Consider the following 14,066-nt stretch of genomic DNA (forward strand, 5'->3'; position numbering starts at 1 on the left):
TTTTAAAGGCTTTTTTGTTTAATTTTATATAAATACCTTTTCTTTTTAACTTTTTAAAATGAAAAATAAAAGACTATTGCTCAGGCCTTCTCAATAGATATCCTACCGCCATCAATGCAATCAATATTATAACTCCGATTATTCCTGCGAATGGCACTGATGATGGACTTCCAATTCCTTTAGACACTGGTGTAATCTCATATGCTTTTCCTGCTGCAGCACCTGTAATTCCTGCTTTACCTCCTGCTCCAGCAGCTTGAGCTGCTCCTCTTGCACCAACTTCACCACCAACTCTACCTGAAGGACCTGAAATTCCTGGTGAAACTCCCCTTGTTGCTGCAGTTCCAATTCCTACTCTTCCTAATGCAGTTGGAGCTCCTAATTGTGATGGTGCTCCTGGAATTGAAGGTTGTGGTGTAGTTGTTGGAATTCCAGGGATTGAAGGTTGTGGTGTTGTTGGAGCTCCTGGGATTGAAGGAGCAAATGCAGCATTTTTTGTTGCTATATATAGCTGAGATCTTACTGAATTTAATAGATTTGGATTTACATAGTTTAATGCCCATCTTATCATAGCTATATTTCCACAACTGCAATCACAGCATGCTGGTCCATATCTGGCTATTAGAGCTGCCCATCTATTTGCAATTAATCTAAGAGTTTCTGTAGATGGATGCCAGAAGCCTCTGTGGGCTGCTGTAAGTAATGTACCTATGATGCTTATCATTGCATATGCTCTATTTCCAGTTGATAGCCATTGTGATACTCCAATGTTGTATTTGTCTTTCACATATACATCTACAATTTCATTCCACATCCAATCTTGGACTAGGTGAGGTGTTGTTACTTGAGATAACCAAAGGTTTGAGACAAATTTACGGCTGAAGTATCTGCCAGTTGGATCTGTTTTCATCATTCCTGTTATCCATGAAGGATTAAAGTAACGTGTTGCCATCTCTTTAACCATAAATTGTTGTAAATCAAATACCTTTGGGTTATTTCTGTTTGCATAACTTAAAACCATTATTGTTGGTGGAGATTTATTTATTCTTTCTATTGCCATTGAAAGTCCGCCCCAATAATCAAAGAAATCATCATTGTCAAGAACTCCATAAAGGTTTGTGTTTCTACTTGTATATACTATTGACACTCCACTTAATGCTCTCTTAAATACTTCTGGATTGTTAACTCCCCATTTCGTGCTTGAGTAAATATTACTCATTCTATTTATGTAAAAATCTGCGAGCTGTGTCCTATTACTCCATGTCCATGCCATTTCAACAGATTTTGATATACCAGCCCCATAATCATTTTCTGGTGGTGCAAATATTCGAGATATTGCAAGTTCTCCAGCTTCTTCTGGAGTCATGTTAAGGGACAGGTAATATGCAAAATCTCCCACCCAGTGTTTTGCTATATAATTATCATTTAATGATTCGGATCCTAATCCATAAAATCCTACAGGTGTCAATACATAATCTAGAGCTTTTTTTAGTTTTTCACCATATTTCTTTTTAAGTGTTTCATTATTAAGTATTGTATAATATGCTGCTGCAAGAGCCAATCTAAATGCTTTATCTAATATTCCAACTTGTCTACTGTACAAATCTCTAAATAAACCGGTTGTAACTATAACTACGTCAATTCTTTTCTTTGGCCATCCTTCTGGCCTAGCAAGATCTTTTAATTCTACAAGTCTTGGAATTTCTTTGACTTTAGCGCCTCCAACACCAGCACTTGGAGAGCTTGACCATTCTGGCTTTGCTCCAATAAGATGAAGTACCATTGATATTAATGCTCCATCATCACGTGCAGTTTCTGTACAAAAAATCCCTACAGCTATCTTTTCGACTTTACTTGCTTCTTCAATAACTTTTCTTTTTTGATTGGGTTTAAGTTTTGTAAATTTCTTTTTATAGAGTTTTTCTGAAATTTTTTCTGCTAAACCTTCAAGTGTTTGCATTGCTAATATTTTACCATATTCAACAGCTTTTTTAGTTGGTATTTCTTCCGCCTGATTTTGGAAAAAGTTTCTTCCCGTTGGTAACACGTCTGGATTAACTACTGGATCATTTCCAGGCCCTGGTGGTATAAAACCACAATTTAACGCATTTAACAGTGCTTTTATTTCATTTTCAATGCTTTCTTTTATTAGGTTTACATATTTCAATGCTTCTTCAAGAACTTTTTTTAATCCCTCTGTTGGGTTTGAAGTTAAATTATTTACTGTTGATGTAAGACCATTTCTAATTAAATTTCTAACTACTTCAATACATTTTTTGTTTATTTCTTCTTTTTGTGTAAATGTAAGGTTGTTGTATTTTTTTCCACAAATAAGCATTGATATTTCATCTTGTAAAGTTGTTTCAACCTTAGGTGAAATTTCGATAGGTACTGAAAGTATTGAAGTAACTAACATTGCAATCTCATCATCTGTCCAATTTTTACCAATGGCATGTAAACCATAAGGATAAAGTGTATTTTGTAGGGATGTTAAATAATCTTCAATTGCATCTACAAATTCATCATCCTTTAATTCATCCAATCTTTTTCCAATGTAAGCCTCAATTATTTTTGTAAAGTTATTATTCTTGATGACTTCTTTCATTTTAGCTATAATTTGTGGTTTTACCGATGGATCTGCACCATCATATTGGCTTACTAAAGATGCTAGTTCTCCATAACCTCCATATAATTCAGTGAATGACATTGGAGGAGTTAAATGATCTATCATAACTGCTGATCCTCTTCTTTTAGCTTGAATACCTTCTGCAAGTCCATCCACAATATAGTAGTAAATTTGTGGCGTGCTTCCAACAACAACTTTTGGAAAGTCATATGGTGCAAGCAATACTTCTTTTCCTGGTAGCCATTCATAAGTAGCGTGTCTTCCAAGATGTACCATTGCATGAGTGTTTTCTTGGAGATATAAATATGCTGCAAGATATTGGTGTGGTGGAGCTACAACCATACTATGGTATAATTTGTTGATATCTCCTTCCCATCCACGTTGAGGTTCTGGACAAACAAAAATGTTACCAAACCATATTCCAGGAATAACAAAATATTTTGTGCCATTTTTTTCTATTGTCATTACATTTCCTGGTGGTTCACCCCATCCACAAATTCCTGGAACTTTAAGAGAAAGAAATCGTTTTTTATAATCCATAAATTCTTGATAATAACTTTCGTTTTGGGTTAAAAGATATTCTTTTAAAATATTTACTATCTTATCTAGTAAAGGTAACACATCTTTGGTTCTATTTTCTGGTAACAATGATACTAACCCTTGGTACCATGAATCTAATCTATCAAACATTTCTTGTGTATAATTCAATTCTACAGCTTTTCTACATAATTCTCCAATATATCCTACAGGACCTTCAATAACTTGAAGTTTTGTAATATTATCTAATTTTGAGAACCATTCTATATATTTATCAACTGGGTAAAGAATTGCACCATTTTCTACCAGCTTTTCAAGCTCTCCTGGTGCCCATGGCGCAATATTAATAGCTTTTTTCAATATCAAATCAAGCAATTCTGTTGTATTTGTAGGAATGTTTTCAACTTTATATCCATTTTCTTTAAGAATATGAAGTAGATTATAAATGCTTGTTATAGTGTTAAGATAACTTGACCCTATGTTGCTTTTACCTGGTGGATAATTGTAGTAGATTAAAGCAATTTTTTTTCTCAGAGTTAGGCATTCTTTTTAAAAGTATCCAATTTTTTATTGTGTCTGCTAAAAGCTCAATATTTTTGTCTATCACCTTGTAATCACTGAAAACTAAGCCTGTGATGGGATCTTTACTAGGAGGTGCAAGCGTTGCAACTATTGTTGGATTTATAATCCCCTGTGCCTCTGGAACTGCTATATGCCACCATTTGTCACCTGTAAGATACCTAATTCCTTGTGAACTAATTTCCCATTGTTCTGCACTTATATAATCAGAATGTATTGCTCTAAAAACAGGTACATTCAATATTTCAAAAAATTTAATTACGTCTGTAAAATTATCACCGCCTAAACCAAAGGCTGGCATGCTTATTATAGCATCAACATAAACCTTATACTTAGATGGGTTTGCAAAGAAACTTTCAACATTAGGAGCATCTGTAAATGATTCTACCATAACTTTTAACTGATCTGGTGTAGCACCATATGCTACTACTGGTATGACATTTATATTCCGCTTTTCTAGTGCATCGATGAGTGCATAATAAGGTCCTAATTGTTGAGAACCTACATACATTGTACTTTCAATAATACCAACACATCCGATGGCACTTGTTTTAAAGTAATGTTGTGCATAAACTGTGAGATTATCATACCATCCATAGCGGTATATACCATAAATTTTTTCACCAGAAGAAGTTTTAGCCCAGTCAGGTTCGTGCCATTCTACTGAAAATCCTAACCTATTCAATGCCCATAATATTTGTTCTTTGAGTGCCAAAACATTGTTTAAATCTTTATATAAAACAGCCCTATTGAAATCTTCAGGAGATTTTATAGATGAAAGGTAATTTTTAACATAATCGTATGATAAACCTCTTTTGGTGTTTTGATACAAGTTATATAATTCTTCGTCTGAAAAATTTTCTAAGAGATATTTTCCTTTGATGTTTGAATATCTCATCAAATTAATATACCCTGGAGCAGGTTCAAGAATTAGAAATATTCCATCTTTTTTATTTGTTATTTGTTTATTTTTTGAAAATATTTCTTGTAAGCGCTTTGACACTGAGTCACTGATCCATTCTCCAATAAATATTTTAGAATTAGAAATCAAATTAACAAATTCATCGTCTTGGATTTTTTCGATCTGAGAGCAACTCCTTACTTGAAATTGTACGTTGTTAGTTAGGGTAGTGTTATTTTTTATTAATTCATGTACAGCTTGGTTGGCTATTATAGCTCCTTGATTATCACTTAAAATAACTACTGTAATTTTATCTCTACTTGAGTTATTAAAATCTGTTGTATTTAATGCATATACATGCGTAGAGTTAGCTGAAATAAAAATTATAAAAGAGATAATAATTATTGACATGAATATAATATTTCGCATATAAATTTACTCTCCCAATTTTTTTGATTTAGTTATTATTAGCCTAAAAAAATAAATTTTTCCCTAAAAAACAAAAAATTTAAAAAAATAAAAAAAGAATCACCAAACATCAGCATATCCTTCTTCTTTTCCTGTGTATCTAGCTATATACCTAAATTCTCCCCTTGGAGCTATGTATTTACTTATCTCCCTCATCTGTGGATTCAATCCCTCAATTTCATATTTTATTCTTAGATTTAATGGAATTCTATATCTTGATGGATTTTTGACAATCATTGTTCCAGATACTGCATATTTAAATAGATATTTACCTAACTCTATTGTTTTTGTTTCATTTGGCTTTAGAGTTATTGTTAATTCTCTGTAGCTGACTTTAGTTCCATTAACTGGATTTGTGTAGATTGAGATGTAATATTTTATGGTTATTGTTGATTTTCCTAAGTTTGTTAGGGTTATTGTGAAGGTTTTGTTTCCAGAATATTTTGCTGATAATCCTGCAAGTATTATCTTATAAAATTTTCCTGTTCTATTATATGTTAATATGTTTTCACCAGTCTTATTGAAGTAGTTAGTTACGTCCCAGACATTGTATCCTGCATAATCAGCTGTAGTTTGGCCCCCAGGAAGTATAACATCATTGAATGTATACATTCCATCTTGACTTGCAGCATGCACAACTGTAAGTGTAGCATTCTCTATTTTTTCTCTAATATTTGCTATAAATTTTGTTTTGCCTATGTAATTATTATCTTTATAACTTACAACGTCATGTCCTAGATTGATCCAATATTCAGTAATGTTTGTGCTGTTTGGAATGTCATATGCAACAACAAGTGTTATTAATTTTATTCTGCCATCACGAGATCCAGTGGTGTTTATTAGTGCAGTATTATATCCTGCTGTTGTAAGACTAGTTACATCATACCACATTAGATAATCACTTGTTACTCTCATTGTATGGTTGTTGACCATTAAGTAAGGATCATTGTCATGACCAGGGCCAAGAATTGCTGTATTATTGTTTCCAGCGGGTGGATAAGTGTAAGTTGTATTGAGGAATTGACTATCTAGCAATTTTCCATTGTAAGTTACATTAACATATGTTTCCTTAGCTTCTTGCATGTGTCCAGAATATACTAGAACATAAAGTGTTGCATTTTTTACAATAGCATTTTCAGGCAATGGTTTAAATTTATAGTAAACATAGGCATTTCCTATACTTTGATTTGCACTTTCTGCATTCCCTGTGAACCCTAAATAACTGTCTATATAAAGCCCACCAGTCACCTTTCCATGTTTAACAGTTTCTAGTGGTTTGCCACCATAATAAGAGTCAGCATATGTCAACCCGGGTAACATAAACAATGCAACCACTATGAGACCCAATATATAAATTTTCTTAATATTTTTCACCTCCTTTATTTTAATTACAATTTTTTTATTTGTATTACTACAAAATTATTTTTTTGGTTTTGAAACAATAAAAAAATCAAAAAATGTAGGAAGTGTGGAAATGCAAAAAAATTTGTTAATTGTGATATCAGGGGTTATGTTATTAGGCATGTTTGTTAGTTTTATAATAATGTTTTTAGAGCCACAACAGATCCCAACAATAAAAATTGTTGAAAATAAAACCAATAATACATCTACATCTATCCCACAATATCAACAAAATGATAAATACCAATCATATTATAAAGGTGGAGAAAACGATACATATATACCAAAATCAAAAGTGAATGTAGAATACAATTCTACTAATAAAACAGGAGGGTAATATTTGACAAAATGTGCCAATAACAAAGAATTAGCTGAAAAAATCAAAAAAATTTTAGAATTAGAAAGATCTCCAGTTGCTATAAAGCTTGTTAAGAAAAAAGAAGATATACCTTCCGGTATAAAGAGCGTTGAAAAAGAAAAAAGACATTGTGAGATGGTTGAGGAAGCATCTAAAGGAGGAAAATTTTATGCCACCTGCGAATATCACTTATGTAAGGGAGGAGCAGGTGCAATTGGAATATGTGAAATGCCAAGTAAAGTAAAAAGTGGAGAGTTTTACCTAGAATTAGGAAGATTCTCAAGTTTTCCAGCCGCCAACAGATGTGTAAATACAATCCCAAAAATAAAAGAAAGATTTTATGCATCAGTGTATGCTCCCCTAGAAGAAGCAGATTTTGACCCTGATGTTGTAGTAATAATTTGCAAGCCAAATCAAGCAATGAAACTTGTGCAAGCATTAGTTTATAAATTAGGTGAAAGAGTAACATCAGACTTTTCTGGAATTCAGTCAGTATGTGCTGATGCAGTGGCAGGTCCATACACACGAGGAAAACCCAACTTTACATTAGGCTGTAGTGGATCTAGACAATACACAGGAATTAAAGATGAGGAAATTATCGTAGGTTTAAATGGCGAAAATCTCTGTTGTGTAGTTGAATCATTAGAATCCATTTGAAACCATGGCAACTAGAGAATTTATTGTAAGGATGAACGATACTACTACTAGTCCAAATTTTTCATTAAATAATCTTACAGGTGTTGGAAGGTTAGATTTAGCTTGTAGGGCTGTATCTTCAGCCCTATTTCTTTCTCATTCAATAAGAAAAAACTCTAAAATTTATGTCAACTTAAATGGTCCTCCTTCACCGCCAGTAACAATATTATTTGATGCAAAAAATCTAAAAAGAGTATATCCTGATGAGAGGAACATTGCATCTCATATAAGACTTGCATTGAAAAAATTTGATAAAAAAGAAATTTTCACTGAAACAGAGCCTGGAATTTTCATTGCTAAAAAAAGTTTTGAAGAATTAATAAAAGAAAAAAATAAAAAAGCAGATATTTATTATTTATCAAAAGATGGCAAAGATATTAGAAAATTTAAATTTAATCTTGAAAATGATCTTTGTTTTATTCTTGGAGACCATAAGGGAATTCCTAAAAAAACAGAAAAATTTTTGGATGAATTAGGAATAAAAAAGATATCTGTTGGTGAAATAGAATACTTAGCATCACAAGTCATTACCATTGTGCATTATGAACTTGATAGACGTTTAGCAAGTAGGTAATCTTTATATGTATTTATATTTAACAGTTCAATTTCTTTTAGAGGAGGAATTGCATAAATTTTTACATTGTTATTGAGCATTTTTTTAAGAATTGGATTGATATTCCCAGGATATTGAGGTAAATATCTCAAAAGTAATTCCTTCCTAGTTACAAACGGCATGCCAAGTCCTTCCACATTTTCAACATATCCTTCTTTTCCTTTTCTACCTAATATCGACAATACGTCTTTTTTTATAGAAGTTTTTATTAAATTATTGAATGTTTCGCTGGTTACAAATGGTTGATCTCCTGCCACACACAAACAAATTTCATTGTTACATTCTTTGACACCAGATAATAGTGAATAAGACAATGGAACTTTATCAACCTTAACAATTTTTATATCAAGGTTTTTAATCAAATTAAAAATTTCTTTTTCTCTATATACAATGATACACTCATCAATTTTAGAGTTAAAAACATTGCTTAAAGTATGAAGCAATATTGGCTTGTTTCCAATTTTTAATAACAATTTATTTTTTGACACGTGTTTTTTCATTCGTTTACTTTGACCAGCTGCTGCAACTATTGCTGAAACTTTCAAATTATCACTCCGGAATTAAATATATTATTTTAACATGTATTTCCATGCTAGGACCATGGCCTTCTGACCACATTATTATCTTTATTGGATATTTACCTGTATTTGTTATCTTAATATCTGTTGCAGGGTTTATACCATACTTAACTGCCGTATATTCCCAAGTCAATCCTGTAGGCAATGGAAATCCAATACTAGTTACGGCATCTCTTAAAGCTCTTGCTGGTGGACAAGTACCATGAGAAGCTGTGCCTGTCGGTGCCTTTGGATCACTAGAAAGTTCAAAACCAACAGATTCTTTACCAGAGGATGCTGTACCTGGTGGTATTATTGTGTTATTCCATGCTTTAATAAAAGATCTTGCATTTAACTCTCTTTTTAAATCATTATATTCAGGATAAGATCCTAAATAATCAACTACGTGTATTGCAACTTTTTCCTTGTAATTATGCATGTAAACCATTATAGGAGAATAGCTTGGATAATTTTTCATGTATTCTTTCACATTTTTACCAAAAAGTTTTTCAATCTCATTTGGAGGAACTTCGCGCCTATTATCATTAAAATAATTCAATGAATAATCTAAAGTTATATTTTCACCTTCATATGCATTCATATACCATTTTTTAATTTCTTGGACAGAAACATAATCATGAGGTACTGTATCATTATTTATATCTGAAAAACTAACAACTTTAACAATTCTATTTTTTTCGACTATTGCTAAGGAATTTTTCGTCTTTACGCCATATGTATATGGAACTTTATAACCCCAAACAAAATTAGATGGAGAATCTACACAAATTTTACCATTTTTAATTTTTAATATACCAGGTCCTTCATAACCTACAGCTATTCCTCTTCTAGATATATGTTCTCCCAATACTTTCTCCATATTTGGTGTTACTCCTGTTAAAATGGAAATCATGACTTCATCATATTGTCGTTCTTTAAAATCTTCTATTAAGTTTGTGGGATGAAGAATTAATGGTGCTTTCCATACTTTATCTCTATTCACAACTTTCATTCCTGGAAGTATTGTATCTCCTGCATCAAAAGACGAAACTTCTTTTGGATTTTGGGAGGGACTACCTTTTTCTGCATACAACCCAATAGGGGCTGTGATTATTGCTAATGCAAAAAATAAAATAATAAATTTATTTAATTTTTTCAATGATTTCACGCCCATATTTTACTCCTCCCTCTCCAATAATAAGTATGGTATCATTTTTATCTGCATAACTAAGGGCTTTCTTTATAGCTTCTTCTACTTGAAATTTACTTGCACCTAAAGTTCCTTTTTTAAATTTTTTTTCTGTTGATTTTACATTTATTACGGCAGTATTTGTGTATTTCGATGCTTTTCTAGCAGAATATGATGCCGGTATCAATATATCTGCACTACTTAGAATTTTTGCAATTTTAATGTCTTCTTTGATTCCACTTTCAGATGATATTGTATTGACAACTATTAACCTGCCTTTTGGCTTTATTGTTTGAAGTATTGCCTTTACACCTGCAACATTGTGTGCATAATCAATTATTATCTCTGGTTTTTTATATATTTTTTCCATTCTTCCAGGAACTTTTTTAAATGTATTTAAACCTTCAATTATTTTATCAAAATCAATTTTAAGAATAAATGCAGCTGCAGCAGCTGCTAAGGCATTGTATACATTAAATATACCACCATATTCTAATTTTACAAGGCCTTCATTTGAATCAATGGATAAAATAAATTTTTTATTCTCCACATCTATAGCTTTAACTGTTGGTCTTGGTCTTTTAAACCCACATTCACACTCATATTTTCCAAGATGTCCTAGAAATATTTCTTCGTATTTTAAATTTTTACCACAGAAAGGACAATCTCTATCCTCAAAAAAATGTTTTATTTTAATTTTTAAATTTTCAATCCCATAGTAGACTGTGTTGTCATTGCCAAAACTTGCGACTATTGGATCATCAGCATTTAAAACTAGTTTTTTTGCAACTTCCGTAATTTCTTTTTTACATTCAACATATTCTTGGAAAGAAATATTCTTTAAATGATCTCTTGATATATTTGTAATGACGCCAACAGTTACGTTGCTATTTTTTGCAGATCTTTTTATTTCATTTTTTACTCCAAAGGTTCCTATTTCAACAACAGCAACGTCTCCAGGCAATCTTGCCTGTAATGGAGGTATAAACTCTGTATTACCTTGAATATTTAAATGATGTTCTGGCACCTCAAGCCCAGATATTTTAAGTATGTTTTTTAACATCTCCCTTGTTGTAGTTTTTCCATTTGTACCTGTAATACCAACTACTGGTTTTTTAACTTTATATTTTAAAATATCTTCTATTTTAATTAATTCTGCTTTTGGATTTTTATTTATTAAATTTAATACTTTTTTATTATTTGTTAAACTTGGTGCAATTGCTATAGCATCTGCTTTTTTTATTAAAGATAAATCGTGCCCACCTAAATCTAATTTTATACCTTCAGATTTAAATATATCTTTTAAATATGTATCTTTTCTAATATCTGACACTGTAACATCGTTACCTTTAGATTTTAAAATTCTTGCCATCAAACTACCTACTGTACCACAACCACCAATTACAACTATCTTTTTATTTTTTAATTGCATCTAATATGTCTCCTTTTACATTATCATAAGCATTGACAACGCCTGGACCTATATGTAGAATCAAATCTCCTTTTTTTGATAATTCGATAGCCTTTAGTATTGAATCACGTACATTAGATGTTATTATTGTTTTGCATTCTTTTGCTCCTCTAGCAACTTCTTCAGCAGCATTCCAGTCTATTTCTCCAGTGGTTTCATTTTTAGCACTGCATATAAGTATATCAGCTTTTTTTGACAGAATTCTACCAATTCTAAATTTATCTCTAGTTGTGAGAGTATCTGGATTATCAAGACTTATAATAAGTCTACCTTTCACATCTAAGTTTCCAATGACTTTTTCCATACTTTCTGGATTGTGTGCAGCGTCCATATATATTTTAACACCATCAATTTCTCCTATTTTTTCAAATCTGCCTTTTATACCTTTGAAATTTTCTAATTTTTCTTTTATATATTTCATTTTAAGTCCTAAAGCCAAACCAACAGTAATAGTTGCAAGAGAATTTTCAATATTTACTATCCCTGGAATTTGCAACTTTATGTTTTTTTCAAAAGGTCCAACATATCTTCTTTTAAATTCTCCACATTTGCATAATAATTCACCACAATTTTCGCAAATGACTGTTGGTATCTCATTAACCACAGCTTTAAATTTGGATCCGTCTAATCCTTCCAAAACAATATCTTTTGCTGTTACATCAGGTTTAGGCTTCTTTCCATCAAAACTATAAACTTTTGATTTATATTTAATTTTTTGTGGCTTGCCTAACCCATAAAATACAATTTCTTTGTTAACAGAATTTTTTAACTTATATATAATTGGATCGTCACTATTGAAGACCAAAAGACCATTTTTATGCACTAAATCCTTTACTAAAAAATTTCTTTTCACATAATCCCAATATCCATCAAATTCATCCAAATGGTCAGGTGTTAAATTTGTTAAAACACCTACAGATAACTCCAAACCTTTAACCATTCTTATAGTTCCATGAGGTAATTCAAAAACAGCAAATTCTTTATCTTTGTAATCCTGATTTACGACAATCTCTGCAAGACCTTCTATTACTAAAGAATCTTGAAGAGAAGAAAAGACGAGTGTTGAATATTTATCTTTTAACAGATAATATATCATGTTTGTGGTCGTTGTCTTTCCATCAGTGCCTGCAACGCCAACCATAGGCATGTTGATAAATTTCCCTAAAATTTTGCCAATTTCCTCGGGAGTTATTATTTCTAGTCCTGATTTCTTAACAATTTTAACAATTTCAGAGTTTGTGGGTATACTTGGTGAAATAAATACTTTTTCAGCCCAATCCAAACTTTTAGGATTATGATGCCCAAATTCAAATTTTATGCCCATTTTTTTCATTTTTTTTATTTTTTTCTTTGCCTTAGGTGGTAATTCCTCAAATTTTTTAATTTCACTGACCAATACTTCGTTACCTAAATAGTGTAAAAGCAATGCTGCAGGCCTACCAGCATTTCCTGCCCCAATAACAAGAATTTTTGACATTTCTTACCTCCGCTATTTTATGTTGAATATTGACATTGATTCTTCTAGAATTCTTTCTTCATAATCCTTTTTCTTTTCTCCAGGTTTCATTGGTTGCCTTAAAATTCTCAATAATTCCTTAGAAACACGAACTCCTATTTTATTTTTAAGCAAAGGATTTTTAACGTCGATGTTTTTTATCTTTTCTGAAAATATTTTTTCCTCTATTTTGTTAGCATCAGATGTTCTTACCTTTACCTTTGCCTGCTCTTTGCTCTTAAGATTATGGTAGTTAATCGCGACATAAATTGCACCATTGTTTAGAACATGTCTTTTGATTCCTTGAAAATCAATAGAGGAGACTTTACCATTCAATTCTCCATAAACTTTAATTAATACAATTTTATTTTCAACATTTTTCTCATTTAATTTATTAATTATTTCAGTTCTAGCTTCTAAAGGAGACATATTATCAAAATTTAGCTTTATATATTCATACTCTGCTACATCTACATTTTTAAATTCATATTTTTTTACTTCATCATCAAATTCCACAATATAAAATCCTCTATCTAAACCAGAAGCTGTTTTTTCTAAATCTTTAAATGAAGGTCCAAAAAGAGTTCCGGGATAAAATATCATCTCTTCTTCATCTATTATTTTCTCATGTAGATGGCCACCAGCATAATAGTTAAAATTTCTTGGCAGTGAACTCTTAGCAATGCCTTCAATCTCAGGTAAATCTTTTGGTATAAGTTCTTTTATTGCAGTGTGAAACATGAAAATTTTAAATCCTTTTTCTTTTTCTAAATATTCCATGTCTAAAAGCCTAAAATATTCCTTTTCTATAGATCTTTGCCTTGCGTTTATACCACATATCTTAGCCCCAGTATTATCCTCTATAAATTCTAATTTTATTTTACCACCAGCTTTAGCATGGAAAACCTTTGTTATTAAGCCTGCACTCTCTAAAATATCAATCATTGAGGTATTAGTGGGACTGTAATCATGACTTCCATAAATAACATATATTGGGATCTCTTTGTCTCTAACATCTTTTAGTTTTTTTGTAGTTCTTTTTGCAGCTTCCATATTGGGTATGTTGGAATGAAACAAGTCACCACATATTATAATAAAATCAACTTTTGATTTTAAGGCCTCATCAATAGCATTTTCAAAAGCTTTGATCTCCATTTCTTTCAATGTTGGATGTC

10 protein-coding genes and 2 pseudogenes are annotated in these 14,066 nt (G+C 31.4%); 3 read left to right on the forward strand and 9 right to left on the reverse strand.

Annotation, left to right across the window (positions count from 1 at the left end; all coding sequences use genetic code 11):
• Positions 1-73: 73 nt before the first annotated feature.
• The 4 genes and pseudogenes from ACZ5LY_RS00135 to ACZ5LY_RS00150 all read right to left on the reverse strand — a co-directional run.
• Positions 74-3,697, reverse strand: coding sequence for a cobaltochelatase subunit CobN (locus ACZ5LY_RS00135; RefSeq protein ID WP_464578015.1), 3,624 nt, complete (start codon positions 3,695-3,697; stop codon positions 74-76).
• Complete coding sequence (locus ACZ5LY_RS00140) at positions 3,651-5,072, reverse strand: cobaltochelatase subunit CobN (protein WP_464577574.1); 1,422 nt, start codon at positions 5,070-5,072, stop codon at positions 3,651-3,653. Before ACZ5LY_RS00140 ends, ACZ5LY_RS00135 begins: the two co-directional genes overlap by 47 nt.
• A gap of 99 nt (positions 5,073-5,171) precedes the next feature.
• A pseudogene (locus ACZ5LY_RS00145) lies at positions 5,172-5,546 on the reverse strand (DUF3344 domain-containing protein); the annotation flags it as partial.
• Positions 5,547-5,615: 69 nt separating this feature from the next.
• Positions 5,616-6,431, reverse strand: a pseudogene (locus tag ACZ5LY_RS00150) (DUF3344 domain-containing protein); the annotation flags it as partial.
• Between the two features lie 154 nt (positions 6,432-6,585).
• Between ACZ5LY_RS00150 and ACZ5LY_RS00155 the strand changes: the two are divergent.
• Genes ACZ5LY_RS00155 through trmY form a run of 3 tightly spaced genes read left to right on the forward strand, consistent with a single transcriptional unit; the run spans position 6,586 to position 8,140 of the window.
• On the forward strand, positions 6,586-6,849 hold the full coding sequence (locus ACZ5LY_RS00155) for a hypothetical protein (protein WP_013413412.1): 264 nt from the start codon (positions 6,586-6,588) through the stop codon (positions 6,847-6,849).
• A 3-nt stretch (positions 6,850-6,852) separates the two neighbouring features.
• A complete protein-coding gene (locus tag ACZ5LY_RS00160; protein ID WP_013413413.1) occupies positions 6,853-7,527 on the forward strand; it encodes a DUF169 domain-containing protein in 675 nt (224 codons plus the stop codon).
• Positions 7,528-7,531: 4 nt separating this feature from the next.
• Positions 7,532-8,140 (forward strand): tRNA (pseudouridine(54)-N(1))-methyltransferase TrmY, encoded by a 609-nt coding sequence (gene trmY, locus ACZ5LY_RS00165; RefSeq protein WP_464577575.1) that lies wholly within the window; start codon positions 7,532-7,534, stop codon positions 8,138-8,140.
• On the opposite strand, the gene ACZ5LY_RS00170 is transcribed toward trmY, so the two are convergent.
• The 5 genes from ACZ5LY_RS00170 to ACZ5LY_RS00190 are packed head-to-tail and all read right to left on the reverse strand — an operon-like array spanning position 8,107 to position 14,046.
• A complete protein-coding gene (locus ACZ5LY_RS00170; protein WP_464577576.1) occupies positions 8,107-8,724 on the reverse strand; it encodes a nucleotidyltransferase family protein in 618 nt (205 codons plus the stop codon). The two genes, trmY and ACZ5LY_RS00170, sit on opposite strands and share 34 nt — an antisense overlap.
• A 4-nt stretch (positions 8,725-8,728) precedes the next feature.
• Positions 8,729-9,910, reverse strand: coding sequence for a hypothetical protein (locus ACZ5LY_RS00175; RefSeq protein ID WP_013413416.1), 1,182 nt, complete (start codon positions 9,908-9,910; stop codon positions 8,729-8,731).
• Complete coding sequence (locus ACZ5LY_RS00180; protein ID WP_464577577.1) at positions 9,879-11,357, reverse strand: Mur ligase family protein; 1,479 nt, start codon at positions 11,355-11,357, stop codon at positions 9,879-9,881. The genes ACZ5LY_RS00175 and ACZ5LY_RS00180 overlap by 32 nt, the downstream gene beginning before the upstream one ends.
• Positions 11,341-12,873, reverse strand: coding sequence for a Mur ligase family protein (locus tag ACZ5LY_RS00185; RefSeq protein ID WP_013413418.1), 1,533 nt, complete (start codon positions 12,871-12,873; stop codon positions 11,341-11,343). Before ACZ5LY_RS00185 ends, ACZ5LY_RS00180 begins: the two co-directional genes overlap by 17 nt.
• Positions 12,874-12,885: 12 nt before the next feature.
• A complete protein-coding gene (locus tag ACZ5LY_RS00190) occupies positions 12,886-14,046 on the reverse strand; it encodes a metallophosphoesterase family protein (RefSeq protein ID WP_464577578.1) in 1,161 nt (386 codons plus the stop codon).
• Between the last annotated feature and the right edge of the window lie 20 nt (positions 14,047-14,066).

It is taken from the genome of Methanothermus sociabilis (genome assembly GCF_055392295.1).

Coding starts and splice junctions, on each gene's coding strand:
- ACZ5LY_RS00180 (WP_464577577.1), bottom strand. CDS start 11,357: ATGCAATTAAAAAATAAAAAGATAGTTGTAATTGGTGGTTGTGGTACA.
- ACZ5LY_RS00190 (WP_464577578.1), bottom strand. CDS start 14,046: ATGGAGATCAAAGCTTTTGAAAATGCTATTGATGAGGCCTTAAAATCA.
- ACZ5LY_RS00140 (WP_464577574.1), bottom strand. CDS start 5,072: ATGCGAAATATTATATTCATGTCAATAATTATTATCTCTTTTATAATT.
- trmY (WP_464577575.1), top strand. CDS start 7,532: ATGGCAACTAGAGAATTTATTGTAAGGATGAACGATACTACTACTAGT.
- ACZ5LY_RS00175 (WP_013413416.1), bottom strand. CDS start 9,910: ATGGGCGTGAAATCATTGAAAAAATTAAATAAATTTATTATTTTATTT.
- ACZ5LY_RS00185 (WP_013413418.1), bottom strand. CDS start 12,873: ATGTCAAAAATTCTTGTTATTGGGGCAGGAAATGCTGGTAGGCCTGCA.
- ACZ5LY_RS00155 (WP_013413412.1), top strand. CDS start 6,586: ATGCAAAAAAATTTGTTAATTGTGATATCAGGGGTTATGTTATTAGGC.